This is a genomic window from Paenibacillus sp. GCM10027628 (genome assembly GCF_042676385.1).
In the GTDB taxonomy this organism is placed as follows: domain Bacteria; phylum Bacillota; class Bacilli; order Paenibacillales; family NBRC-103111; genus Paenibacillus_E.
In genome coordinates, this window is sequence record NZ_JBHTHA010000028.1 from 20,306 (window position 1) to 45,753 (window position 25,448).

General features: G+C 45.9%; 22 protein-coding genes and 2 pseudogenes. 21 read left to right on the forward strand and 3 right to left on the reverse strand.

Going from position 1 to position 25,448, the window contains the following annotated elements; translation table 11 throughout:
• The first annotated feature begins 21 nt into the window (after positions 1-21).
• From ACFQZT_RS19835 to ACFQZT_RS19850, 4 genes are all read left to right on the forward strand, one after another.
• Complete coding sequence (locus ACFQZT_RS19835) at positions 22-3,885, forward strand: carbohydrate-binding protein (protein ID WP_379302580.1); 3,864 nt, start codon at positions 22-24, stop codon at positions 3,883-3,885.
• A gap of 294 nt (positions 3,886-4,179) precedes the next feature.
• Complete coding sequence (locus tag ACFQZT_RS19840; protein ID WP_379302581.1) at positions 4,180-4,353, forward strand: hypothetical protein; 174 nt, start codon at positions 4,180-4,182, stop codon at positions 4,351-4,353.
• A gap of 38 nt (positions 4,354-4,391) precedes the next feature.
• On the forward strand, positions 4,392-6,221 hold the full coding sequence (locus ACFQZT_RS19845) for a stalk domain-containing protein (RefSeq protein WP_379302582.1): 1,830 nt from the start codon (positions 4,392-4,394) through the stop codon (positions 6,219-6,221).
• A gap of 185 nt (positions 6,222-6,406) precedes the next feature.
• Positions 6,407-6,820: a DUF5412 domain-containing protein gene (locus tag ACFQZT_RS19850; protein WP_379302583.1), complete on the forward strand. Its 414-nt coding sequence runs from the start codon at positions 6,407-6,409 to the stop codon at positions 6,818-6,820.
• Between the two features lie 66 nt (positions 6,821-6,886).
• Here ACFQZT_RS19850 and ACFQZT_RS19855 read toward each other — a convergent pair whose 3' ends face one another.
• A complete protein-coding gene (locus ACFQZT_RS19855) occupies positions 6,887-7,873 on the reverse strand; it encodes a GNAT family N-acetyltransferase (RefSeq protein ID WP_379302584.1) in 987 nt (328 codons plus the stop codon).
• A gap of 313 nt (positions 7,874-8,186) precedes the next feature.
• Here ACFQZT_RS19855 and ACFQZT_RS19860 point away from each other — a divergent pair, with 313 nt between their 5' ends.
• The 17 genes and pseudogenes from ACFQZT_RS19860 to ACFQZT_RS19940 all read left to right on the forward strand — a co-directional run bounded on the left by ACFQZT_RS19860 (position 8,187) and on the right by ACFQZT_RS19940 (position 23,854).
• A complete protein-coding gene (locus ACFQZT_RS19860; RefSeq protein ID WP_379302585.1) occupies positions 8,187-10,343 on the forward strand; it encodes an ABC transporter transmembrane domain-containing protein in 2,157 nt (718 codons plus the stop codon).
• On the forward strand, positions 10,343-10,858 hold the full coding sequence (locus tag ACFQZT_RS19865; RefSeq protein ID WP_379302586.1) for a hypothetical protein: 516 nt from the start codon (positions 10,343-10,345) through the stop codon (positions 10,856-10,858). Before ACFQZT_RS19860 ends, ACFQZT_RS19865 begins: the two co-directional genes overlap by 1 nt.
• A gap of 325 nt (positions 10,859-11,183) precedes the next feature.
• Positions 11,184-11,690, forward strand: a complete 507-nt coding sequence (locus ACFQZT_RS19870; RefSeq protein ID WP_379302587.1) for a hypothetical protein — start codon at positions 11,184-11,186, stop codon at positions 11,688-11,690.
• 33 nt (positions 11,691-11,723) lie between these two features.
• A complete protein-coding gene (locus ACFQZT_RS19875; RefSeq protein WP_379302588.1) occupies positions 11,724-12,029 on the forward strand; it encodes a hypothetical protein in 306 nt (101 codons plus the stop codon).
• Between the two features lie 85 nt (positions 12,030-12,114).
• Positions 12,115-15,204, forward strand: coding sequence for a hybrid sensor histidine kinase/response regulator (locus tag ACFQZT_RS19880; protein WP_379302589.1), 3,090 nt, complete (start codon positions 12,115-12,117; stop codon positions 15,202-15,204).
• Positions 15,201-16,328 carry a response regulator gene (locus ACFQZT_RS19885; protein WP_379302590.1) on the forward strand — a complete coding sequence of 376 codons (1,128 nt, stop codon included), beginning with the start codon at positions 15,201-15,203 and terminating at the stop codon, positions 16,326-16,328. Before ACFQZT_RS19880 ends, ACFQZT_RS19885 begins: the two co-directional genes overlap by 4 nt.
• A 264-nt stretch (positions 16,329-16,592) precedes the next feature.
• Positions 16,593-16,988: a DoxX family protein gene (locus ACFQZT_RS19890; RefSeq protein WP_379302591.1), complete on the forward strand. Its 396-nt coding sequence runs from the start codon at positions 16,593-16,595 to the stop codon at positions 16,986-16,988.
• A gap of 45 nt (positions 16,989-17,033) precedes the next feature.
• A pseudogene (locus tag ACFQZT_RS19895) lies at positions 17,034-17,183 on the forward strand (SDR family NAD(P)-dependent oxidoreductase); the annotation flags it as partial.
• Positions 17,184-17,768: 585 nt separating this feature from the next.
• The gene (locus tag ACFQZT_RS19900; RefSeq protein WP_379302592.1) at positions 17,769-17,993 is read left to right on the forward strand and encodes a hypothetical protein; all 225 of its coding nucleotides are present in this window, start codon (positions 17,769-17,771) and stop codon (positions 17,991-17,993) included.
• Between the two features lie 270 nt (positions 17,994-18,263).
• On the forward strand, positions 18,264-19,346 hold the full coding sequence (locus ACFQZT_RS19905; RefSeq protein ID WP_379302618.1) for a DUF2515 domain-containing protein: 1,083 nt from the start codon (positions 18,264-18,266) through the stop codon (positions 19,344-19,346).
• Positions 19,273-19,725 carry a CBO0543 family protein gene (locus ACFQZT_RS19910; protein ID WP_379302593.1) on the forward strand — a complete coding sequence of 151 codons (453 nt, stop codon included), beginning with the start codon at positions 19,273-19,275 and terminating at the stop codon, positions 19,723-19,725. Before ACFQZT_RS19905 ends, ACFQZT_RS19910 begins: the two co-directional genes overlap by 74 nt.
• A gap of 316 nt (positions 19,726-20,041) precedes the next feature.
• A complete protein-coding gene (locus ACFQZT_RS19915; RefSeq protein WP_379302594.1) occupies positions 20,042-20,425 on the forward strand; it encodes a hypothetical protein in 384 nt (127 codons plus the stop codon).
• A gap of 148 nt (positions 20,426-20,573) precedes the next feature.
• Positions 20,574-21,332, forward strand: a complete 759-nt coding sequence (locus tag ACFQZT_RS19920) for a cyclase family protein (protein ID WP_379302595.1) — start codon at positions 20,574-20,576, stop codon at positions 21,330-21,332.
• 358 nt (positions 21,333-21,690) lie between these two features.
• Entirely contained in the window at positions 21,691-22,155 is a 465-nt protein-coding gene (locus ACFQZT_RS19925; RefSeq protein ID WP_379302596.1) for a hypothetical protein, read from the forward strand.
• A gap of 189 nt (positions 22,156-22,344) precedes the next feature.
• Entirely contained in the window at positions 22,345-22,857 is a 513-nt protein-coding gene (locus ACFQZT_RS19930) for a MarR family winged helix-turn-helix transcriptional regulator (RefSeq protein WP_379302597.1), read from the forward strand.
• Positions 22,858-22,911: 54 nt separating this feature from the next.
• On the forward strand, positions 22,912-23,277 hold the full coding sequence (locus ACFQZT_RS19935) for a VOC family protein (protein WP_379302598.1): 366 nt from the start codon (positions 22,912-22,914) through the stop codon (positions 23,275-23,277).
• Positions 23,278-23,404: 127 nt separating this feature from the next.
• Positions 23,405-23,854, forward strand: a complete 450-nt coding sequence (locus tag ACFQZT_RS19940) for a DUF1569 domain-containing protein (RefSeq protein ID WP_379302599.1) — start codon at positions 23,405-23,407, stop codon at positions 23,852-23,854.
• Between the two features lie 339 nt (positions 23,855-24,193).
• On the opposite strand, the pseudogene ACFQZT_RS19945 reads toward ACFQZT_RS19940, so the two are convergent.
• Together ACFQZT_RS19945 and ACFQZT_RS19950 are read right to left on the reverse strand one after the other, a co-directional pair.
• Positions 24,194-24,295: pseudogene (locus tag ACFQZT_RS19945) on the reverse strand (chromosome condensation regulator); the annotation flags it as partial.
• Between the two features lie 231 nt (positions 24,296-24,526).
• Positions 24,527-25,267: an SDR family NAD(P)-dependent oxidoreductase gene (locus tag ACFQZT_RS19950; protein WP_379302600.1), complete on the reverse strand. Its 741-nt coding sequence runs from the start codon at positions 25,265-25,267 to the stop codon at positions 24,527-24,529.
• Positions 25,268-25,448 lie beyond the last annotated feature (181 nt).

Consider the following 25,448-nt stretch of genomic DNA (forward strand, 5'->3'; position numbering starts at 1 on the left):
AATTGATAGGAGCTGATGATAATGAAAAAATGGTTAACGGGATTGTTTGCCTTACTTTTAATCTTGTCTTTTCCGGCATCAGGATTCGCTTACAGCAATCCGCAAATCGTACCGGACTCATGGCGTTGGAATAATGGGGATTTTTATGGGGAAGGCGATCCGTTCATCTTGAAATTTAACGGCGTCTATTATCTATACACCAGTACGGTTGACGATAAGCCAGGTGTGAAGGTTTGGTCTTCAGAAGACTTGGTGCATTGGGAATATCGTGGGCTTTGCGCTACGGAAGCGGTTACGAAAGGAGCCTATGCCCCAGAAGTTGTTTACTGGAACGGAGATTTTTACATGTATACGGCATTGCTTCGGGATGAACCCGGTACCACGCAGCGCGGACATCGCGTGCTAAAGAGCTCCAGTCCTACAGGTCCTTTCACGGCCCAAACAGGCAATAAAGTGAATGGCATTGACGGAGACGTCTTCATCGACGACGACGGACAATGGTACTTCTACAGCACGGGCAACGGGAATATCGACGTTCGCCCGATGTCCGATCCATATACGTTTGGTGAGAAATCGAATACCGGAGCTACGATGAAGGGTTGGACCGAGGGGCCAACGGTATTCAAACGCAAAGGTAAGTACTATATGACGTATACCGGAAACCACGTGTGGAGCGATGCATACAGGGTGGATTATGCGAGCAGCTCAAGTCCGGTTACGGGCTTTGTGCCGGCCGCCTCCCAGAACCCGATTCTTCTCGACGCAGAAGGAGATCATGTCGGGCTTGGGCATAACTCCATCGTTCGCGGTCCCGACCTGGATTCCGACTATATCGTATACCACAGTCATGCCAATCCTGGGCGTAATCTGAATTTGGACCGGATCGTATGGAACGGGGATAAAATGCTCGTTCTGGGTCCTACGACATCGGAACAGCCAGACCCCTCCATGCCTGAGTTTAGCGACCGGTTCCAACGGGATGGAGTAGGCGACGATTGGAAGGCCGTCGGCGGAGGGAATTGGGGAATCCGGGACGGCAGTACGTTGTATCAAGATGCCATGGGTGAACCGGAACGATCTCCTATGCTTCTATCCCGCCAAGCGACGGAAGACAGCTTCACTGCGGAGTTTAACCTGAAGCAAGTAGAGCAGGGGAACAGCGCGAATCCGCTGATGGGTGCAATATTCTCCTACAATAATGAGAAGAATTACGGTGTTGCCGTACTGAACCGCAATCAAAATCGTTTGGAGACTGTATTCCGCGTGGACGGCAAGGATACAGAACGGGTAACAACCTCTCTCCCGGATGGCTATGATTATACAAAATGGCACCAGATCCGCGTGGAGAAGGAAGACTCCGACTATCGCATTTATGTAGATGGCATGTTGAAGCAAACCCGTTCCGTCGAACGACTTGGCAAGGGCAAGATCGGTTACACGACAACGGATGCGCATGCGGACTTCGAATATATTGCGTTTAGCAATAAAGTGGGCGGTAACAGCGCAAATGCCGCTTACAAGCCGATTCCCGGCGAGATCCAGGCAATCCATTTCAACCCGAAAGGTAATGGCAAGTCTAATTCTAATGGTAATTCCGATCATATCAGTATCTCTGAAGCTACATATGGCGGTCATTATGTCGAATCGTTTAATAAGGGGAATTTGCCATACAACGTGAATGTATCCGAAGCGGGAACTTATGATGTCGTGATCAGGTATGCCGCAGCAGCCGATGCGCGAGTAAAGCTTGAACTCGATGAATCTACCGAATTAACGGACACGGTACGGCTCCCTTCGACAGGTGGCGCGGATCAATGGGATAATCAGATCATTCGGGATGTCAATCTTCCACAAGGTTTGCATAAGCTCAAAGTGATAGCAGACGGTGGAACATTCGATTTTGCCTCTCTGAAGTTCAACCTTTCCACTGCAACGACAGCCGTAACTGATGATTTTAACGATGACAACGATTTCGATTGGACGAAATTTGAACAAGGCTGGCGGGTAGATACCGGGGATGCGCCTCCGTTTGATCTTCCCAAGCCGGTTCCTGGTATCATAGAAGCACCTTTCTATAATACGGGCGGAGAAGGCATAGCTTATCATGATAACACGCCCGATAACATCGGCGGGGCTTATCGAGGCGATTCCGTTGATATCCGAACGAATAGCAACTTTAACGGGCTTAATGTCGGTTGGAATCAGGCCGGCGAATGGCTCAAATACAACATCGACGTGAAGCGAGCAGGAATGTACAAGGTCGAAGTAACGGCAGCAACCACGTTCAAAGATAATCAAGCGCGTATTTGGCTGGACGACCATACGGATCTAACCGGTGCGATCAATATTCCTAGTACCGGAGATTGGAATACTTGGCAAACAACGTTGTCCCCGAGTTTCTACTTGCCGGAGGGCAAACATACGATTACTTTCGATACGGTGAAAGGCGAGTATGACTTCGCGAGGCTGAAGTTCGTATCGTTCGACGTTCCCAAATCAATTCCGGGTATTGTCGAAGCCGTTCATTATAACACGGGTGGCGAGGGTGTCGGTTACCACGACAATACGCCCTCGAATATCGGCGGTCAGTATCGCAATGATTCGGTTGATATTCGCATTAATCCGAAAGGTGGCTGGAACGTCGGTTGGAACCAGACCGGCGAGTGGCTGAAGTATAACGTCAATGTTGCCAAATCGGCAGTTTATGACGCCAGTGTCCGTATCGCAACGGCGCTTAACGGAGGGAAAATCCGTTTGTGGCTGGATGATACGACCGATTTGACCGGTGTCGTGGATATCCCCAATACCGGAGGATGGAATAACTGGAAAAATGTCAAGCTTGGAGACTTAACTCTGCCGGAAGGAGACCATACCATCAAGGTTGAGATCGTCCAAGGCGAATATGATTTCGCAAGCCTCTCGTTCATTACGTTAAATGAACCTAAAACGCTTCCCGGGACCGTTCTTGCCGTGGATTATATGAACGGAGGGGAGGGTGTCGCTTACCATGACAACACGCCGGATAACATACGAGGTCTGTACCGTTCCGATGACGTCGATATCCGTACGGTCCCGGAAGGGTTCACGACGGGTTGGAACCAGACCGGCGAGTGGATGAAATACAATGTGAATGTCACCGAAGCGGGTGCATATAAGCTGGATTTGAGAGTGGCTACGGCCATGGTTGGGAGTCAAGTCAGATTTTGGTTGGACGATACGACCGACCTCACAGGTATCATCAATGTTCCCAATACCGGCAGTTTTAACGAGTGGATGACGGTAACGAAAGAAGGGATTTCCCTTCCAGCAGGCAATCACACGATCAAGGTCGAAATTGTAACCGGTGAATTCGACTTTTACAGCTTCCGTTTCCATAATGACCCGATCGTTCCTAAACAAGGCGTATATAAATCCCAACTGAGAGGATATCCGAAGTCGGTTATTGGCGACAGCAATTGGTCGGACTATTCCGTGGAGACAGATATCAAACTGGGCTCAAATACGCGAGGAGAAAGTAATGCAGGAATTATTTTCCGCGTAAACAATCCGGCTGACGGAACGGCATTGAGTCAGAATCGTGACGATTTCCTACAGGGTTACATGGCATACCTGACCGCAGACGGCGTGCATCTGGGCAAATTCAATTATAACTTCCAGCACTTGACCGGAAAGGCGCTAGCCGGCACGGTTGGGAATTGGATGCACATGAAGGTAGTCGTGAGCGGAACCAGGATCAAGGTTTATGTTGGGGATATGGATAATCCCCTTATTGATTACACGGATCGGAGCGATACTCCTTTCACGCATGGCAACGTAGGGGTTAGAAGCTTCAACAGTGAAAGCTTTATCGATAACTTTAAAGTAACGCCATATCTGGCGGAATAACCGACCAAATCCCATCTGTGGCATGTATAGGATAGACAGGCAAAGATGAAGCCGATTGCAGGAGATCGCCTTAACATCAAAAACCTCTCAAATCGCTCTAAGCGATTAGGAGGTTTTTTCATTTTATCACCTGTGTCGGCGATTCCCGGATTCTTTCCCGATATTATCTATAATCGATCCGATTTTATCCTATAATCTTCCCGATACATTTCCCGGTCAACACTCATGAAATCAGGAGCGCACCCGTTGTAAGATGAATGTAGAAAGTGAATTCATTTTATGGAGGTTATCACATTGAAAAAAATGAACAATGCATTGAAATGGGTGTTAGGGGCTGCGTTGATTGCAGCAATTGCGGTTCCAACAACTGTGAGCGCAAAGCCGGAAGCGAAGCCGGAGGTAGCTTCAGCAGCGAAATCGGAAGTGATGTTTGCAGCTAAGCCAGAGGCGAAACCGGAGGTAGCTTAACTGGGACGAAGTATTTTTAGAAAAGGAGAACTGGAACAATGATGTTAAATTTCAGCAAACGAAAACAAACTTCTGCAATAACTCTTCTGCTGGCAGGCTGCATAGCGTTTAGCGGGATCGCAAGCGCTTTTGGCGAGACACCGCCTCCAGGCATACAGATTAAGGAATTCAGCCTGCTTGACACTGCGTCTGACGTCGTCGGTTCGGCAGATTTTACGCCTGAAGGCAATAAGGATGGTCACTTCAAGCTGCTTCTAAGCCTTGCTCAAAAGACAGTTATCAATTCCGTCGTTCTGCGTTCAACAGATGAATACGGTAAGGATAATTATCAAGGGGTTTGGCGTACAAACCACGTGACAACCGGATGGTTGCTCGGTATTGTACAGAACAAAACCGTAACAACGGCAAGCGGTACCGCCATCGAAAGCACCATCGTCAACCCAGGTTTTCGAAAGGACGTCAAAGAACCGGTTGGAGAGTTTGTTGGAGAGCTTACCTTTGATTTGTACGCGAGCGATAACGGCACGATCAAGGAGACACAGAATTATGTGCTGGAAATTGGCACGCCGCAAGGAACGATCGTTTCTAAACCGATTAAATATAAAAATCCGATGACATCAGGGGGGACTTCAAGCTCACCGGCACCGGAAACAACACCTTCGACCTCGCCGACTCCGACACCAAGCCCTGCAACAACACCTGCGCCAGCGCCAACACCGACGCCAGGCCCTGCAACAACACCCGCGCCAACACCGACACCAAGCCCGGCACCGACTCCTGCTCCAGCGGATAGTCCGATGTTCCATGTGCTCTTCAAAGGACAAGAGCTTCAGTTTAATGATGCACGGCCAATACTGAAGGATGGCTCAACGCTGGTCCCGTTTCGTAAATTATTCGAAACTCTTGGCTTTGAGGTAAAATGGATTGAGTCTGGGATGCTCCAAAAGGCGATCGGAACGAAGGATGGTCTGACCATAGAACTAACGATCAATAGTACTACTGCAAGAGTAAACGAAAAAAATGTAAACCTGGATATTCCTGCACAGATCGTTAATGGAAACACCTTAGTTCCACTGCGTTTTGTGGCAGAAAACAGCGGATATCAGGTGTCATACTCTAGAGATGGTGGCGATGCGACTGTCCGGATCGAAGAGGCCGACGCGACTACTAAGCCAGAACCAACTCCGGCCCCAATTCCCGAATCTCCCAAAGAGGAGGTTGAACCCTATGTCGTAAAAGGATATGTTCGCGATGCAAAAGGTCAACCATTACCGGGAATCACAGTCTTTGCGGATAACACATTGCTCTATGACAGCAACATCCTCGGAGTTACCGATGATTCGGGACACTATCGGATCGAATTGCCTCAGATGGCCACATCCTGGAGGATGGGTGCTGAACTGACCAAATCGTTTAACGGAAAAAATTTCTCGTTCCATTTGAATGCTGACGCTGATCTTCCGCTCACGGGAAGTACTGGAGCCGTTCGTAACTTTACTTGGAGCAAATTTGACGGGCAAATCTATATCTATCCGTACTTTTCATCCAATGATGAATCTCTGCCGGAATTTAATATGAGCGATCTGGAAGTGACGCTGACGCCTATCGGTCCGCTGCTTGACGGCAGTGCAGGCAAGTCAATAACGAAACGCGGAGGTCCTATACAAGGCGGCGCAGGTATTGATCAGATTCCGATCGGTAGGTACAAAGCTACAGCTAGATGGGTACCGGAAGGTCACGCCCCAATGCCCATACTGGTTAGTTACTCCGAAGGCAAATATGCCGAGTCTGTAGAATTCGAATTTGGCCCTCCCAAGGGTGTATCCACAAGCAATTATCTCAGTGAACTCGTAGTTAAGATTCCTTAGAATTTCAAATTAACCAGCTGTTTTACTAATTACGTAGAAAAAGGACCTTTATCGGTTAAGCCGGTAATAGGTCCTCTTTAAATTCTTTAATGGCGAATTAGAGCTGCCATGGAAGAATTCAGAACATATAATATGATGGTATACTATAAGAAAATAACAAAGAGGTTATTAAGTAGCGGAGGAAAATGGAACATTCAAACGATGACAAAAGTATTATTTTAGAAATCCAAAGAACCAAAAAAAATCTGCTCAAATTTTTACTTTCAATTGGTTTGCTATTCATTAGTTTAATTGGATATGGATTTTATTGGGCTTTCTTTGACATGAATCGGCTCCAGACGGGTGATTTAATTGAACAATCTACCTCTCCGAACGGCAAATATACAATTAATGCGTACGTATCTAGCGGGGGGGCAACAACTGACTTTGCTGTCAGAGCAGAACTTGTTTTCAACAAAACCTCTAAGAAGAATAAGAATATCTATTGGAATTATAGAGAAGAGAATGCAAATATCGATTGGATTGACGATGATACGGTTAGGATTAACGGTCACGTTTTAAGATTGCCAAATGAGAAATATGATTTCAGGAGTGAGTGAACGCAACCATTGTCGAGGAACTCATCACAGACTGCTGCTTCTATCCAGAACGAATGCACTTTGTGCTCATTTGAGTTCGCGCACCATTTTGTAATGCCCTGGCTCCGCCCGGAAACCGATCAGATCCCGATTAATTCTTAGCATTGGAACATTCATGGAATCGTTGTGCGTTCTCAAATAAGGGACACCGATTGTGCAGGCCGTTTTCACACCGAGCATCTTTAATGCGAGCGCAATACGTCGGCCACGGTATTCAGGGAGCACACCGGTGTAGTCATGATACATCGCCTGTGTTTGCTCGTTCTGTTGCAGCGTGACAACGCCGATGTAACGATCGCCATCCTTGGCGATATGGATCCATTCTGGGCGCACACCGGCTTGCTCGATACTCCACTTTTTCCATTCTTCGAACCAGGGAAAACTGCCGGAGAAACCCGGAATATCGGGATGTGTGACCTTATAGAGCTCATATAGCTTTCTCTCGTTTTCTTCCCCCGGCTCATCCGCCAATGTTACAAATCGGATTCCAGCTCGTTCCGCTTTATGAATCGAATCATAAAGCTTGCCGCCATCAAACGATCCCAAATCAAGAACGGATTCGAATGTGAGGCGTTCCTTTACATAACCCCGGTTTTCTGCAAAAGCTATCGAACGTTTGTCCGTCTCCCTCATGAAGTCGATTAGGCGCGAGGCTTTGACCTCTACAGACCATTGATGAAGAGAAGAGTATAAGGCTCTCCCAACTCCGTTCCCACGGCTTTCTGGGTGAACAACAACGGTATGGATCAATGATCCGGGCTCTGTCCACGGAGCTCGCCAAGCTATCGCGTAGGCGACGACTTGTCCATGCTCATCTTCAGCCACCCACTTGGGACGGTCCCATCCCATCAGCTCGCCATCTTCATTGTAATGCAGCTTGCCAGGAGGAATTTTGTCCTCGTCTTCCTTCAGTCGTTTAGCCGTTGTAGGCTCCGACCATATCATATTCAACAATGGTGCAACCGCAACAAAATCGTCCGGTTGTCGCATCCTTCGAATAACAAACCTTGACATCAATCCTACCACCACCATATTCAAGTAATCACTCGTAGTTATTATCTCATGCCCCTGAAATCGCCCTCATGGTAAAATATGGGTATAAAAAGATTATTCCAACAAGGCAATGGGCATTAAGACGGCAACTCCTTTGCGGAAAAGTCGTTTTTTGCGCGAATAGAGGATTTTATGTCGGTTAATATCGTTAAAACCTTACATGAAGCGCTTTCTTTTCAGTTTGTGAAGTAGTTGCGTCTAGTAAAATAGGACTAAATCACGGGTATGAGCTTTCACTTGCAGCCATCACTTGCATTCAAAGGAGACCGGTTAGATGTTATGGAAGTATTTAGTCGCTTTGGTTCGATCGTCCCCTTTATATATTTTCCTCATTGTGATGGGGGCCCTCATCGACCTTTTGTTCCACTATCTTTCCTCTCTCAGTTATAGATATTTAATCGATAAAGCGCTGCTGCCGCGCGATGTAACGGCCTTGGCGATTGTTGTAGGCGTATTGCTTGCTATGGGCTTGCTAAACGTGATTGCCGGTATTTCAGGCGATTACGCCAAAGCCAAATTGGGTGCCAGGATGTTGTTCGATTTCCGGATTGCTCTGTTTCGGCATATGCAGCTGCAGTCTCAAAGATTTTATGAGCGTTTCCAAGTCGGTGACCTACTTGCAAGGTATTCCGACGATATTCCGACGATTCAGTCAGCCATACTTCAGACATTCACCGGGGGATTGCTGTCCGTTACAAGCGTCGTTATCGGGCTGTGTATCTTATTCACGATGGAGTGGAAGCTTACTTTGCTTGCACTCTGCGGTTCGGTGCTGTTATTTGTGCCCTACCGGTTGCTCAAGCCCCGTTCGCTTGCACTGGCCGATGCCTATTATGCGCATCTCGAAAAGTTCAATGGATCGATTGATGAGAATATCAAAGCATTCCGGGTCATAAGAGCGTTCGATTTACGCGGGAGCATGCTTGTGAGAGTGGAAGAGATTCTCCATTCAATGCTTACGATCGGCGTGAAAAGGAATTTTGTCAATTCCAATTTGAACCGTTTGCCTAATCTCGCCATTTCGATTTTGACAGCGATTATTCTTGCGTATGGCAGCTATTTGACCTTTGACGGAAGGCTCTCGATAGGTGAATTTATTGCCTATAATTCTATCTTTATTACGGTTGGCCAGTCGATGTTCGGCGTTGCCGCAGTGCTGCCATATTTTTTGGCGGCGCGGACAAGCCTTGATCGCTTGCAGCAGGTGATGGAGTGGAAGCCCGACGTGACTGAGCGGGGTGCACAGGAACTGCCGTCCGTCCGTTCGGAAATTGTGCTGCGCGATATCACTTTTGCTTATACGCCCGGCGAGCCTGTGCTGCAGCATTTTGATCTCAACATTCCTTTGAACGGCTATATTACTATCGTCGGTGCCAGCGGCTCGGGTAAAAGTACGGTTCTCCAGCTATTGTTGCGGTTCGTCGAACCGGAAAAGGGAGCGGTTCTGTATGACGGTCACGATCTTCAGGAAACCAGGTATGATTCGTTGCTTCGCCAGGTAGGTATCGTCTTTCAGGATTCGGTCCTATTTCACGCTTCGATCCGGGACAATATCGTCGTAGGCAAGCCGGATGCGACGGATGAGGAGATCGGAGCAGCAGCGCGAGCGGCCGGAATACACGAGACAATTTCAGGATTTCGTGACGGTTACGATACCCTTGTCCGCAATCATGGCGATAATCTGTCCGGCGGAGAGCGGCAGAGGATTGCGCTCGCCCGGGCTCTTCTGCGGAATCCGAATATCTTGTTCCTCGACGAGGCCACTTCGGCGCTAGATCCGGAAACCGAGCAATCGGTGAACGAAACGATCCTGTCGCTTGGGCGCCACAGATCGATTATTTCTGTAACGCATCGCTTGGCTTATGCGGCGATGTCCGATCGAATCATCGTCCTCGATAAAGGAAAGGTCGCCGAATCCGGATCGCATGAACAATTGATGGAACAAAATGGCTTGTATCGCCGAATGTGGGAGAAACAGCAAGGATTCGTGCTGTCCAGTGGAGGCGGATACGCGCAGGTGCATGCGGATCGGTTGCGAAAGCTGCCCTTTTTTCAAGGGATCGAACAAGTCGAACTGAACCAAATATCACGACTTTTTGTGGCCGAGAAATTCGAAGCAGGCGAGACGGTGGTCGAACAAGGCGATCAAGGGGAAAAGTTCTATTTGATTGCAAGAGGGAAGGTCGAAGTCGTCATCGCAACGGTATCGGGCGAACGGCGTAAAGTAGCCGTGCTGGAAGACGGCGATCATTTTGGAGAAATTGCACTCATGCAGCGTATACCGAGAACAGCCAGCATCATCACGATGGTGCCATGTTTGCTACTGTCGCTGTCGCACGATCAGTTCCACCCGCTGCTGATGCGCTACCCCTCCATTCGGGAGGCGCTCGAAGCCACATTAAGTACGCGAATGCAAAGGAGAGAGGCCTAATGCTGCAATGGATAGTTGCCGAATCGGAACAGCTCAAGGAGGACGGGGTCCGGTTTCTGTGCCGGTACGCTGAGGATCTCGGTGTTCCCTACAAGTGGAGTACAATCATGTCATCGCTTCTTACTGCACTGTGCGATAACGGCTTTATGATCGCCTTAGATGGCCGTGGACAAGTTCGAGGTCTGTTGGCGTACACGTTCGAGACTGCGGAAGATGGAAATGTGGATCGGACCCGGATCGAAGTGCATCTCATCTATCTGGAGGCTGGATTTCGTGGAGGGAGGACGCCCTTGGAGGCCATGGCTGCACTAGTTGAGCGTGAACAAGAATTGTACGAGCCGATTGAACAGATCGGATTTTATTGTACGCCAACCGAAGGCTATAGAAAGCTATTCGAAAAGTTCGCAACAGTAAGCAATACAGAGATGCATCCATGCGGTATGCTGAGTTTTTACGTAACGACGCCGGAACGACTGAAGGAATATGTCGCGCGGTACGCTTCGCTAAAGAAATAGTGAGAAAACCTTCTTTCGGAGTCTTCCCGCAGATGCGCTACCGCGTTGAGCGGAAGTTGCTATCGCCATTCAGAAAGTATAAAAACCGGCATGGCTGCCGGTTCTCATCGTTTCTTACTGTGGCTTCTGCTTAAGTCAATTATTACTGTTTCACTATTGCAGATGAACGATCGTTGTTTTGTGTTGCCAGGGGCGGATTGCAAGCCGGAGCACCCATTTGAAATCACCTCCTCTATTAAATTATAAGTAACTATACTATATATAGATGGAAACATCAAGAATAAAAGTTAATAAATACTAAAATAACCATTAAGAGGTGATTATTATGATCCAATTCGAAATATGCACCGATACGCGGCAATGGAGCAGATTTACAGATTTTTATATCGAACACCGAGCTCGCATCATCCCACACTATCCTGTGAATCTTGCGCTAAGAGACGTCAAAAATTACATGTTGCAAGGCAGGGCCGCCATTATCGTAAATGAAAGGGATGAGGTCATCGGTATTGGAAGCTTTGTACTTGGACTGGCGGAAGACGGGTTTCAGCAAAAAGAAATCGCAGTGCTCGGTAACAGCTGCTTTAAGGAGGAATATCAGAATAACCGGACGTTCATACGGGGATTACAAGTGTTGGCGGCACAAATCTTAGAGGTAAATCCTGATGTACAAGAGGTGCGAATTCCGACACAGGCCGACAACGCGTACACGAATCGTCTGTATCAAAAGCTGGCGTCAAAGCATTATTCGTATGAATCCGATTATGGAAAAATACACGTCTATTCGATACCGTTTGGTGAATATATCGAATTCTGCAATCGTTATCGTTGATCAAATAAACTTAAATCGAAAAGAGGAACTTGTATGAGCCGGACCAAAACATTGTGGCTGTTAATCGGATTGCATCTCATATTCGTGTTATTTATCTTCGTATGGCTGTTCCTTGCCGGCATGGCGATGATGGGATTCAGCGATGCCAGCGTGCTCAAGGAAAAGACAACTTGGTACTTTCTAGCTTACTTGGCTGCATATCCGCTCGGACTGCTCGTGACAATAATAGCCGGCTGGTGGCTGTTTATACGTAAAAAATTTAAAGCGGCGCTCTTGTGGAACCTGGTACCTTCGATGTGGATTCTAAGCGTGATCATCATATTAGTGTACAATATGTGATTAAACCTGTCTCACCGATCAGGTGATTCGTATGCTACAATAAAGAATAAAGTAGTCTCACATCAATGTCGGAGCTGGTTTATCCATGTTACAAAATTGGCGCGGGAGATTCGCGTTGTTCATTGGGGCTGGAATAGTCCTGATGGTATTAAGTCTATCGGTCGTAACATTGTTTTCCGCGAAAAGCGTCCCGAGAGCCGTAAAGGGTGTTCTGGATCTAAGTCAGCTGGATCTGAATAAAGACGGCCCTATCCGGCTTAACGGCAGCTGGACATTGCATTGGCATCAGCTGCTGACGGACGAGAGTGGCGAGAAGCCGACATTTGCGGAAGTGCCGGGCGAATGGAGGAGCAGTGGTCTGCCGGGACGCGGTTACGCTACGTACCGCCTCACCGTACATACACAAGCGGATGCCGGTACTTTAGCACTGCAAATTCCTGCCATAGCGCCAGCCTACAGAATACTGATCGACGGCCGCGTTATCGCGGAAACGGGGGTCGTTGCAAGCGAACGGGCAGCCGTTCGCGCAGCTTATCTACCTCAGACCGTCTCGTTCAATCCGCCCGGGCAGTCGTTTGACATATTTATTCAAGTGGCCAATGAGCTCTATCCGCAAGGCGGAATCTGGTTCAGCTTGACGCTCGGCACCGAACAGTCAATGGTCGCTTTGAAAAAGCGTACAGAAATCATAGATATCTCAGTGTTCGGAGGCTGCGCGCTGCTCGGCTTGTATCAACTCGCCTTGTTCATGATGCGCCGTTCGGAACGCTCTAACTTGTATTTCGGCATATGCTGTATATTGGGCGCCGTTCGCATCGGGTCTGTGGGCGGGATGTATATTACCCATCTGTATCCGCATACCGATATTCGGCTGTTGATTATGCTTGAATATTTGACTTATTATGGTGGAATTACCGCAGCACTGTTGTTTGTTAGACAGTTGTATCCGAATGAATTCCAATCGGCCGTTATCAAGACGATCGTCTGGGTCGGTTGCGCATTCATTGGAACCGTCGTGCTGTTTCCGGCTGAATGGTATACGCAGTTCATCGATATTTTCAAATACGTTTCTCTTGTAAGTCTGGCCTATATTTTATACGGCTTTGCCATGGCATGTTGGCGGAGAAGGGAAGGCGCTTCGCTCCAGCTCTCCGGGTGGCTTATCTTTGGAGCGGCAGCGCTCCACGATATTTTATACAGCAACAGTATCATCACCTGGTGGGATCTTCAGCTCGTGCCGTATGGCTTCAGCTTGCTTGTGTTTATCGAAGCGATGGAACTTGCCCGCCGATTTACGAACGCTTACCACATCATCGGCCACATGTCGGATCAATTGATTGCTTCGAACCGGATGAAGGACGAATTCCTGGCCAATACTTCTCACGAGCTGAAGACGCCGCTTCACGGCATTATCAATCTCTCGATGGCGCTCAGCGAGGAGAAGTCGGGACCGCTGAACGGAAAGCAGCGTGAACAACTGGAAGTTGTCATTGCCGTAGCCCGCCGCATGTCGAATCTCATTAACGATATTCTCGATTTGTCCAGATTGAAAAACAGCGGCATTGAGCTAGAGCTCGGGCCCGTAGATATTCGTGCAGTCGTATCGGCTCAGCAAGAGGTGTTCCGTCACTATATTGGCGATAAGCCGGTAACGCTTCGCCTCGATTGGCCGGATAAGTTGCCATATGCATATGCTGATGAGAATCGTCTGCTGCAGATTATGTACAACCTTATCGGAAACGCAATCAAGTTCACACCGGAGGGCGAAGTCACGGTATCGGCATGGACCGAAGTCGGGATGCTGCATGTGGCAGTAGCCGATACTGGGGTCGGTATCGAGGAGGATATGCTGGAGACGATATTTCAATCGTTCGAGCAAGTGGGTACGTCCGTTGCGAGAGAATATGGCGGAGCCGGACTTGGACTCGGTATTGCGAGGCGACTCGTCGAGCTGCATGGCGGACAAATTTCAGTAAAATCGCAGATAGGGAAAGGATCCGTCTTTATTTTTACGCTTCCGATCAGCGAAAGCAGCGTAGTGCAGGAAAGTAAACCGCGCTTAAGTGAGGAAGCTCGTGCCGTTGCAACTATGTCGTCAGGCAGGCTGGAGACGGCTAGAACGGCACAAGCCGATATGCCGAATGGCACCAAGCGACGAGAAAACATGATTCTGGCGGTCGATGACGATACAGTCAACCTGCGTGTGCTGCAAGCGGTGCTGGCGGACGAGCCTTACGAGATCATTGCGGTTACAAGCGGGCAAGAAGCGATTGAGACTTTGGAACGATTAGGAGGCAAAATTGGTCTGGTCATTCTCGATGTAATGATGCCCGGACTGTCGGGCTATGAAACTTGCAGGCAAATTCGGCAAACCTATACGCTCAGTGAATTGCCGGTTTTGCTGACAACCGTACGCAACGAGCCATCGGATGTGATCATCGGCTTTGAGGCTGGGGCCAACGATTATTTGGCTAAGCCTTTCCAAGCTTATGAATTGCGGGCGCGGACGAGGACGCTGCTGGAGATGAAGCGCTCCGCCGAAGATGCGGTCCGTTCGGAGCTGGCGTTTTTGCAGGCACAGATCAAGCCACATTTTCTCTATAACGCTTTGAACACAATCATTACTTTTTCGCTAGAAGATCCGCAGACGACGCATGAACTGCTGTTGAACCTTAGCCGATACTTGCGAGGCAGCTTCGACTTTAAAAACAAAGATAGGTTGGTGCCTTTACGGAAAGAGTTGGAACTTGTCGAGGCTTATCTCCATATCGAGCGGGTCCGTTTCGGCGATCGGCTCCGCATCCGCTATGAGTTGGACGAGGCCGCCGATTGTCTGCTTCCGCCTTTAACCCTGCAGCCACTCGTCGAAAATGCGGTGCGTCATGGCATAACGAAAAATGTAGACGGGGGGACCGTTACGATATCAGTTCGCGCCGATCACGGCTATACGACGCTATCGGTCGAAGATGATGGCGCAGGTATGCCTGAATGGGCCCGAACGTTTGTTTCGACGGAGGCTGAGGGACATGGCGGCGTAGGGCTGCGTAACATACATCTCCGAATGCTAAGGTTGTACGGATCAGGTGTTGAAATCGGGACGGGAACCGCCGGAGGCACCAAAGTCACCCTGTGCGTCCCTCATGCCGCAAGGGAAAGTAAGGAGGAGTATCGATGATACGAATTGTCGCCGTTGACGACGAAAAGCCCGTACTTCGCAGAGTCGGAAAGCTGCTAGAGCAATTCGAACAAGTCCATGTAGCCGGTTTATTCGATAAATCGACGGATTGCCTGGAATACGTATTAACAGAACCGGAGCCGATTGATTTGGTTCTGCTCGATATGGAAATGCCTGCTCTGCATGGACTAGAACTGGCTCGACGGCTTCGTGAATGTCGGCCTGAGATTCATATTGCATTTCTGACGGCTTACGAGGAGTTTGCTAAAGATGCTTTTGAAGTGGAGGCGCTTGATTATTTATTGAAGCCGGTGATGAATGAAGATTTGGCCCGCACCATCGAAAGGTATATGAGACGGAGCGGTCGCGGCCTAGACAAGATGTCTGAAAAAGGGATTGCGGTGCACAGCTTGGGCTCATTCACCGTGATGACAGACAGTGGCGCTGTGGTCCGTTTTCGAAATTCGAAAGCGAAGGAACTTTTGGCTTACTTGCATCATCACCAGGGCATGCCGGTCAGCAAAGCACAGATCATAGAGGATATTTGGTATGGACGCGATGTGGAGCGGTCACAAGTTAACCTGCATTCGACAATCTATCAGCTTCGAAAAGATCTGGAGGCCTGCGGACTGGCCAATCTAATTGTTCAAACGAAAATAGCTGGGGGCAGCTACTGTCTGCAATGGACGACGTCATACGATGATGTCGCCACTTATAAGGAAGAGATTCGTCTATTTAAACTTACGTCGTCTTTGACACATGCATTAAGAGCTGCTCAATTATATGAGGGAGGGTACATGGCGAGAAGCGGCTATGTTTGGGCGGCGCCACGACAGGCGGTACTGGAGCTGGGCTACACGGAAATTCTGGAGGCGATCGTGAATATGTATGTGAGGCAACAGCGCTACGATATCGCGTTGAATCCGCTGCGGAAGTGGGCGGAGCTTAATCCTCTAAGCGGACGGCTTCATGGTAAAATGATCGCACTGCTTCTGCTTATGAACAGGGAGTCCGAAGCAAGATCCTACTACGAGCTTGCACGGGAGATGCTAGATCAGGAAGAGGAAGTTGCGCTAATTGAATACGGCCGTATAGCTGATAATACTTTACGGCTTTTCTCTTGAATGAAAAAAAGACAGTCAAAGACTTTAATTACATGGGGCTTGACTGTCTTTTTTTTGAGCAAATTTAGGTATTTCATGACTTTCAAGAAGGTATGAAATTAGAGTTGTTGATGCTGGTGGGGTTGGTAATTTTTCCAATTATTCAAACGTAAAAATTAATGTGACGAACTATAAATGATTGTGCTTAGTGGTTATTCAACCGTATAATTTGTGTTACTATAATTTTGTAAACAATGAGAATTCAGTTAAAGGAGAGATAGAACGATGACAAGAACAAATTCTAAAGGCCGCCGACTGTGGACGGCAAGAGTGATGAGCGGAATAGCCATTCTGTTTATGCTTCTTGACAGTATCATGAAATTATTTAAACCCGCGTTTGTTGTTAACTCTACTGTATCACTTGGATATCAGGAACACCATATTATTTTGATTGGCATTCTCGGACTTCTTTCTACTATTCTTTATGCAATACCTCGTACAACGATTTTAGGTGCGGTGGTGTTGACCGGTTATTTTGGCGGCGTAATCGCGACACAGGTTCGTCTAGATGCCCCGCTTTTTTCTACGATACTTTTTCCAGTTTATCTTGCGGTATTGGTTTGGGGAAGTCTTTGGTTGAAAAATGAGCAGCTGCGCAAACTCTTTGCTGCGCAAAAATAGATGAGAGACATTTAGTCAAACATATATGTATAGAGAACCGCATGCAGCGCGAATCTACCTCAATCTGAAATACAGCGATTTATCAAGCCGATTAAAATAGGAAGATTAACTACATTTGTATGTAGTCCATACGCTTCATCATTTAAAGGCTCTCCAATCCGTATGGATGGGGGAATGGTTCCGACTATTTATTAAATATAATTCGTCAGATCATTTAGAATATAAAATAAAAAGATGCCTTGTTGTTCTTGTAGTATGCAACAAGGCATTTTTTATTTTAGTAAAGGGTAGGAATTGGAGGACAGGAAACAGCATTAATTAGCCTTGGATCAAACCCATAAAACGTCCAAAACACCCCATTCCATCGATAACCTGAAACTTCACCATACTCAACCCGAGTCGGATAAAACCAAAAACTTTCCCCATTCCATAGCCAGACATAAGTATATTCATATAAACAATCAGTTATATAAGATACAGCAGGTTTTTGTGGAACGAATGGAGGGGGAGGGGACTCTGGCATATATGCCATTTGACTTCACTCCTTAAGAAGAAAAAATGGGGATTCGCTATCTAATTCAGTTTTCAATGCACTTCGTCATTCCTGTGTATAATACGTAGGTGAATAACTAAATGTTTGTGCAGATGCCTAATTGAAAGGTTCTTCACCTTTTGGATATCATGCTTGTGAACATTGGTCATCACTTTTTTACGCTTGACCCTAACGCTAACGGCAGGGTTTAGAATGAGATTATCTCGAGGAGAAGGAGAGGATACTTTATGAATATTACACCACAAGAAGAATCCATGATTAAGGCTTTCCGTGAGGCTGATTTACCACCTTTATTTGTGCTCATTCGAGTCAGAAACGATATTGCAAATGACATTGAAAATATCAAAGAGAGCCAAAGAAATGTTATTGTTAAAAGACTCGAAACATACATCGGCCCATTATGGAATGAACATCAGGATCGGAAATTATCACAATTTAAAGAAAGCCCTTAACGATTTAATCTTAACAATGAGGCGACATGATTAGCGGGAGTTGAATGAAGACAAAGGAGCTGCTTTATTGCAGCTCCTTTTTGATTTTATTGAAAAATTCACTTTGGCGAAGCCCTTCGATGAATTCATCATCATTCTCTTGAGTCCTTAATAAAATAATCATAAAAGCATCGGTAGAAATGCCCGTGTCAAACACTATAGAGAAATTCATAAGGGAGGGAAGTTGCTTTCTTTTTCACAAGAAACCGCCCCAAAACACCTCTTGAAACGATTCGCGAAGAATTAAAGAAAAGAAAGAAACACTCCTATGCCATCACAAATGATTTAGCGCTTTCAGAGAAAAAGCTTTTGAACAAGATTAGATTGATTACTCAAGACAACAACCTTAATAATGTGACTAGAACAAAAGCCTATCTCGAGTTTTATCTCCGACATCCTGAAATCCATTGGGCATTCTTAGGCCATATGGTATCACGGAATGGAGGATGGAATATGACCGATCTCAAGGGAGAGTATCTAACCAAGCTGCTCACAAAAAAGGAGCAGGAATCATTTTTTCATTTTTTAGAACGCGGGAACTGGCTCATTTTCCAAGATGTATACCCGCAATTTCTACTTTACGATGAGAGTTTAAAGCAAAATAAACCAATGTTTTATCTACTACCACATCTGAATGTTTCTATTTTTATGGAAACGATTTGGAACTATTTTTGGAGAGTCCGAGATACGTATATTCATTGTATAGCGTTAGTCATCAATGAACAAAGCTACTTGGAACAGAGGGTCATTCAAAATCCCAATTATCAAAATGAAGTATTAAACAAATTCAAATTTCACCTTCAGGATTGGCTGTCATTTAATCAAATTCTTTTTCCTTCGGAAGATGAGAATTTAAAGGGGCAGACACTTCACCAATTCCAGTCTCTCCATGAGCGAATTTTACTTGGGAAAAGGCTATATGCCGTTTTGTTTACAAATAAGGATTTTAATAGGCAGGTCCTGGATTGGGCAAAACGTCATCCGCATACTGGATCAAGGAAGGATTACTGGCCGCATTTATTCAATTATGTAAATGAAGGTACGCCGGGAATTACTTATCCATTTAGGTTAAAATCGTGCCGGCTCCGTGAGGGAGCGAGGAGAATTTACAGTCCAAGACTTGAGCATGCCTGGAAAAATGTCAGCCAGCCGGAAGCAGAACCGGGCGATTGGTTTCAAGATATAAGCGTGGCAGATTACTTAGAGGATGACATTGAAATAATGGACGGAGAGATTAAGAGTGAATACTGTAAAACATTGGAACGACTCGAGGTTGCTGCGCTCGCCAAAAAAACGATTAACTTTTTGGAATAAAGATAGTTTAACATGTGCAATGCTGGCATCACTGCTTGGTACGTACTCCGACCTCTATTTTGTCGGTAAAGGGCTGTATCAATTTCCTCACAGGCTGCTTCCGGAGATTTTTTCGATTAATATCATCTTCACTTTAATTGGATTGCCTGTATTGACGATGGTTTTTCTGTACTTCCTTTCCCAAATGAATAGATGGGGGAAGACAGGTATGATCCTGTTTGTCAGCTTGTTAATACCGATTTTGGAAAAATTAGCAGAGCGACTAGGCGTGTTTCTCCATTCAGATAAGTGGATACATTTATACAGCTTCTTTGGTTATTTACTGTTTCTAACGTTAATTTCAGGGATTCATTTTTGGTTAAAAAAAGAAAGTGTTTAAAACAAAAAGCATCCGATTGTTACCTTCATCCAAATACAACAAAAATCCATTTTAGGATAGTCATTTTCCCAATTAAGGACAAATGTGAAGGGCAGGATAGCATGGAGATGGTCACAAAGTACAAGGATTCGTTACGGCAGTGGTGAGCTGGTACATTTGAAAGAGGACGGCATAAACTACAATAACAAAAAATCAAGAGGGGTGCTTCCGGGTGGCTTATACGGTGCAATATATACCTCTACAAAAGATAAAGTCTGGGTTTATAGGCAAATCAACAAGGCGTAGCAAAGAACTTCACAAAGTAGCGCAGGATTGCATGCAGTTATTGATCGTCAGGAAAAGCCGAAAAGAAGGCGGTTACGTCATTGTAAGCGGAAATAACCACTTGGAGTACTACAAAAGATATACGAAGAAAAACGTAGTACCCTGTCTGGTGGACAAAGGCAAAGTTTCATCGACTTTTGAATCGTTATTGAAGCGTTTTCAAAAACGCAAGCTACCCTATGCACTGCCATACACCAACACAGATCATATCGCCGGCAACAGCTGGTCCATCATCCGCTCGTTTTTGAAGCAGGATTCCCGGTTCAAAAGGTTAACCCGCAGAGAGCAGCTTAAGGTACTTCGACTCGGAATTCAATACAAGAAAACGACGATACGATCCATGAAAGCGAAGGTAGATGAGCTGATCAAAAGGTAATCCTTGCCTATTTGGTGATAAATACGTTACCCAAACCCAAACAGTGTTGATCCGATTTAAATATGTGCCACCATCAACATCTTAGATAACTCAGCATTGCGTGTGGTATAATGGGCTTGAAACGGGAGAAGAGGGATGGGAATACGTAATGAAGATTATTGACCTTAGCGTGCCGATTAGTCCATACATTCGCGAGCCATTACCGGCGAAGATCGATTATGCGAATCATGAGGATGGAGCGCTGCAAGCGGCGGCGGCCCTTGGCCTCAAGCAGGACGATTTTCCGGAAAGCAAGGCGTGGGCGACGGAAACGGTAACGCTGAATACGCATGCGGGTACTCATATCGATGCGCCATGGCACTACTGGCCGACTTCTGAAGGGAAGCAAGCAAGAACGATTGATGAACTGCCACTCGAATGGTTCTATTCTGACGGTGTGGTTCTCGATTTCAGCATGAAGCCACCGGGTTACGAGATTACGACGGACGATCTGATCGCCGAGCTGGAACGGATCGCGTATACGTTGAAACCATTCGATATCGTTCTCATCCGGAGCGATGCGGACAAACGGTTGTACCACGAACATTATGCATTCCTCCACGCAGGGGTATCGGCAGATGCTACGCTATGGCTACTGGATCAAGGCATTAAGGTAGTCGGTACTGACGGTTGGGGTTGGGATATTCCGCTCAACCTGCAGGCTGAAGCGTATAAAAAACAGCCGAGGGAAGGCGTCCTGTGGGCAGCGCATTACGTTGGCAAGGACCGGGAATATTGTCAGATCGAGAAACTAGCCAATTTGGAGAAAATTCAGAAGCCATTCGGCTTCAAAGTATGCTGCTTTCCGATAAAAGTGGAAAAGGCAAGTGCCGGCTGGAGCCGTCCGGTCGCAATCGTTGAAGAATGAGATGGAATAAATGCTACTTCACTTACCATCGTGTAGTAGCGTTATTTTCTTAATGTCATTATTGCGTTATAAAACGGAAAAGAAAGAAACCCTGTTTACCGGATGACGCGCAAGAATGAAGAAGCTGAGATCAATGATCCAGCTTCTTTTTATGTTATTTTTGCTTAATAAAATAAAGCCTTAGGCAGGATAGCGATAAACCAACCGCCGGTGCTTAATATTTGGCTATCATCAATTTTTTATTTTTCCGCAGCCCAAACACTGGTAACAGGTGCCCAATTTCCCGTTAAGTCCAAAACCAATCAGATCCTTTATAATATACTGTCGTTAAAATTGATGAAATGAGTAGGATGCCACCTTGATTAAAATGAATAATTATATGAAAAGGATGATAAGAGGGAAAAAAATTCTTGGATCCGGCGGAACGCGCGTTGTTTACGATTTAGATAATGGCTATGTTATTAAGATAGCTAAGTCTCAAAAAGGGATCCGTTGCAACAAAATGGAAGTAACGTTATACCGGTCATCGCCGAACGCAATTAAAAAATATTTTGCACCGATTATCAATTACGATAAGGTTTACCGCTGGTTAATCATGAAAAAATATATTCAAAAATTTCCTTCCGATTCTTTGATATATAAACGGCAACTTAGGCAATTGGTTAAAAAATTTTTGGATCAAGGAATCATTCCATCAAAAGGGATAGGTCGTTATTATAATCCGTATGCTCCTAACCTGCGCCTGAAGCACTTGCGATTGAAAGGAAGCAAACAGATCGTGGTCATTGATTATGGAGGATTTAAATATGCACATAAATCATGATCTCGGCAACAGGTATGTTTTAAATATGGCTTGATTCCAAATGAGATTGATTATGGAAATTTTAGATTTCGTCGAAAAAGATAAATACAACGACAAAAGAAGCCCTTGTACGGCTTCTTTGTCATGAACTGATAAACTAATGGTAATTATTAGATTGACAGCATGCTGTCGAATTGTTATGATGCAATCATGAATACAATAGATAAACCAGAGGACTCCCTAAGCAGATTTTCACTGAGTATATTCCACATTAATGGGTTACTAATGCGTTCCGGGGACATTATCACACGTTCAATTGATCAAAGCAGTGCCAGGTGGCAGGTTCTTGGGCGCGTTGGATATAAACCCCAAACGGTTGCAAAGATCGCCCGTGATATGGGACATGCACGTCAGAGCGTGCAACGTGTTGCAGACGTATTAGTTAATGAAGGTCTGGCTATCTATAAGGACCACCAGACCGATCGACGCACAAAGCTGGTTGAACTTACTCCGAAAGGTGCAGAAGTACTGGGTGCTATCTACGAACAATACGCTGAATGGAACCGGCATCTAATTACCAAACTCGACCCAGAGCAATTGGATAAGATAGCAGATGCTCTTGAGAATATCGGGCGAATTCTGGAGAAGGAGGTAAACTTCTTTAGTAATGGGAATTGGCAAAACATGAATAATGAAGAAAAAAAAGATGAGGAGAATAAGTGATTTTTGAAGGTTTTAAGGAGTCGTAAATATAAATCAATTAGGAGGTATAGCAATATGCAGCGTTTATTTATTTGGGTCGAAATTCCCGTAGGTAACATGGAACGAGCAAAAACGTTTTACGAACAGCTTTTTCAGATTGAAATGCCAAAAATGGCGATGGGCGATAGTGATTATGCGTTCTTCCCTGTTCAGGAGCAGTTTAATGGGGGGGCTCTGGTTCAAGGCCCGAATCACAAGCCAGCTGCAGATGGCGTCACTGTGTATTTGGACGGAAGCCCCGATCTAGCGACAATTCTGTCACGGGTTAACGCGGCAGGTGGAAAGGTGATTATGGAGAAAACGTATACTGGCGAGAATGCGGGTTATTTGGGGATGTTTCTAGATTCTGAAGGAAATCGCATCGGACTACAGCATTTATGAAATTCCGCAAAAAAGATATTTGTTCCTGGTTAACGTTCCATATTGGAACTTTGATACAGGGATTATCCAAGTCAATTTCACGAGTACAAAAGGTAATTTTAATGGAGTGTTTTAATGGAGTGTTTTAATGGAAAATATATATAACCAATTGCATACAGCGGAAATACTGAACCGTATCGAGAATTTAAGTCCAAATTCAAAACCACAATGGGGAACAATGAATGTTGCTCAAATGTTGGCTCACTGCTCTTCGTTTCAAGACATCGCAATGGGCAATTCCTTTCCCCCAAGAGATTGGCTAGGAAGGTTAATAGGAAGGTTTGTGAAACCTATTTTTTATAATGACAAACCGTTACCAACGAATGTGCCAACAGATTCGACGATACTCATTTTAGATGACAGAGATTTTGAGATAGAAAAAGAAAAACTGAAACAAAAGATTTTAACTTTCCAAAGTAACGGTCCTGAGAAATGTTCATCCCATCCACATCCTTTTTTTGGGAAATTCACTTCTGAGCAATGGGGAAAAGGGATTTACAAACATCTAGACCATCATTTAAGACAATTTGGTGTTTAGTATTTTTTTGCAATGATTAATAATTGCTCAACGGATACAAGTGCAAAAGGCATCCGATAATGAGCGAACGGTGGCCATTTCGAACGGGAGTTTATCGCATTACTGTGCTAACTAAAGTTAAATAAACATCTAAAGCTGCCTGCATGATCGGCAGCTTTAGATGCATCAGAAAGCATTTTAAACATGGCAATCACTTGGAGTAGAGAATCCAATGAAACAAGAGATTACTTTAAATTTATAACAGAAATTATTTTCTGACATATTCACAAAACCCGTATTTTATACATATGTCTAATTTATAGCTTTTCTCACGCTTTGTCATAATTCAAATCATTGATGGCCATGCTTATTCAAACCCACAGCCGCCACAGACCCGTCCGATTTAAGCCCGACGGTATGAAGGTAACCCGCCGCTGCCTCCACTATGTCGCGCCAGCCGTTTCGCCAATCTAGGGAAGGCATTCATAAAAGTGCGCCATGAAGGGATTGATCCCTTCGTGGCGCTAGAGGCCGTGATGCCTGGGATAAACTTGTATCCTCTATTGAAGTGCTCGAACGTGACGATTGTAACGAAGTTTTGTCCTATCGGAGAGGCTGTGTAAATCATTAAGCTAGCCCTATGTAACTAAAGTGCCAGTCGAAGTAGTACCACACTGACAGAGCTTGATGTTTCTAGCCTCTCAGCTGAATCTCATAATCCGTAACAATCTTTCCATCGTACTGAATAATTTGGCCATTTTGATTCTTATCAGACAGGATAATGTCGGTACTCATCTGCCCAGCGGCTTCGGGAGACTTGACGAATCCGCCGTGCGCACCAGCTTCCATGCCGTTCAAGTCGGTTGCGACAGCGCCAGGCATGATGCCGAAAATCTGGCGATGGCTGCTCATTTTTTCAAACTCGTAAGCGTAAGTCAGTGTCATCACGTTGAGTGCTGCCTTGCTCGTAATGTAAGCGAGCGGGTGCCAAAAGTCGGTCGGCGAAATCGGAACGGTGATGTTGACGATTTTCGCGTTGTCTGTCAGAGATGACAGCAGACTTTTGATGAGTTCATGTGTGCCGAGAAAATTCGTTTCTATCGTCGTACGTAAATCCTCAGTTGTATAGTCAAATGTGCGCTTTGCGAGGTCGAGCGCCGCGCGCCCAGGCTTGACACTATCAGGAATTCCAGCATTATTGACCAAAATATCGAGCGAATTAACCATTTTAGCCGCTGCGTGCAAGCTGTCAAGATTATTCAAATCAATCTTGATGAACGTCGCTGATATGTCTTCTGCGGCAAGTTTTTCGACTGCTGCCTGCCCACGGGCTTCATCACGCGCTCCAACGAGAATGTCATAGCCACGCTTACCAAGACTTTGAGCGATTTCGAAACCGATTCCTTTATTTGCGCCAGTGACGAGTGCTTTCATAGTGAGCTCCTTTTCGTTTTTTACTTGATACAAGCACATTATAACTTAACGATAGAATCATCAGCATCCTCCAAAACGTCTCAATTCCTCTGATACGACGGATGGGTCGTTAATCATGAAGCTGATTGTTGCTCCAGCCAATCCGCTATGAGTGCAGCTATGAAATTGAGTGTTGCTTCAC

Coding starts and splice junctions, on each gene's coding strand:
- ACFQZT_RS19850 (WP_379302583.1), top strand. CDS start 6,407: ATGGAACATTCAAACGATGACAAAAGTATTATTTTAGAAATCCAAAGA.
- ACFQZT_RS19870 (WP_379302587.1), top strand. CDS start 11,184: ATGATCCAATTCGAAATATGCACCGATACGCGGCAATGGAGCAGATTT.
- ACFQZT_RS19915 (WP_379302594.1), top strand. CDS start 20,042: ATGCAGTTATTGATCGTCAGGAAAAGCCGAAAAGAAGGCGGTTACGTC.
- ACFQZT_RS19900 (WP_379302592.1), top strand. CDS start 17,769: ATGAATATTACACCACAAGAAGAATCCATGATTAAGGCTTTCCGTGAG.
- ACFQZT_RS19930 (WP_379302597.1), top strand. CDS start 22,345: ATGAATACAATAGATAAACCAGAGGACTCCCTAAGCAGATTTTCACTG.
- ACFQZT_RS19845 (WP_379302582.1), top strand. CDS start 4,392: ATGATGTTAAATTTCAGCAAACGAAAACAAACTTCTGCAATAACTCTT.
- ACFQZT_RS19890 (WP_379302591.1), top strand. CDS start 16,593: ATGACAAGAACAAATTCTAAAGGCCGCCGACTGTGGACGGCAAGAGTG.
- ACFQZT_RS19935 (WP_379302598.1), top strand. CDS start 22,912: ATGCAGCGTTTATTTATTTGGGTCGAAATTCCCGTAGGTAACATGGAA.
- ACFQZT_RS19875 (WP_379302588.1), top strand. CDS start 11,724: ATGAGCCGGACCAAAACATTGTGGCTGTTAATCGGATTGCATCTCATA.
- ACFQZT_RS19855 (WP_379302584.1), bottom strand. CDS start 7,873: ATGTCAAGGTTTGTTATTCGAAGGATGCGACAACCGGACGATTTTGTT.
- ACFQZT_RS19860 (WP_379302585.1), top strand. CDS start 8,187: ATGTTATGGAAGTATTTAGTCGCTTTGGTTCGATCGTCCCCTTTATAT.
- ACFQZT_RS19920 (WP_379302595.1), top strand. CDS start 20,574: ATGAAGATTATTGACCTTAGCGTGCCGATTAGTCCATACATTCGCGAG.
- ACFQZT_RS19880 (WP_379302589.1), top strand. CDS start 12,115: ATGTTACAAAATTGGCGCGGGAGATTCGCGTTGTTCATTGGGGCTGGA.
- ACFQZT_RS19865 (WP_379302586.1), top strand. CDS start 10,343: ATGCTGCAATGGATAGTTGCCGAATCGGAACAGCTCAAGGAGGACGGG.
- ACFQZT_RS19940 (WP_379302599.1), top strand. CDS start 23,405: ATGGAAAATATATATAACCAATTGCATACAGCGGAAATACTGAACCGT.
- ACFQZT_RS19835 (WP_379302580.1), top strand. CDS start 22: ATGAAAAAATGGTTAACGGGATTGTTTGCCTTACTTTTAATCTTGTCT.
- ACFQZT_RS19885 (WP_379302590.1), top strand. CDS start 15,201: ATGATACGAATTGTCGCCGTTGACGACGAAAAGCCCGTACTTCGCAGA.
- ACFQZT_RS19950 (WP_379302600.1), bottom strand. CDS start 25,267: ATGAAAGCACTCGTCACTGGCGCAAATAAAGGAATCGGTTTCGAAATC.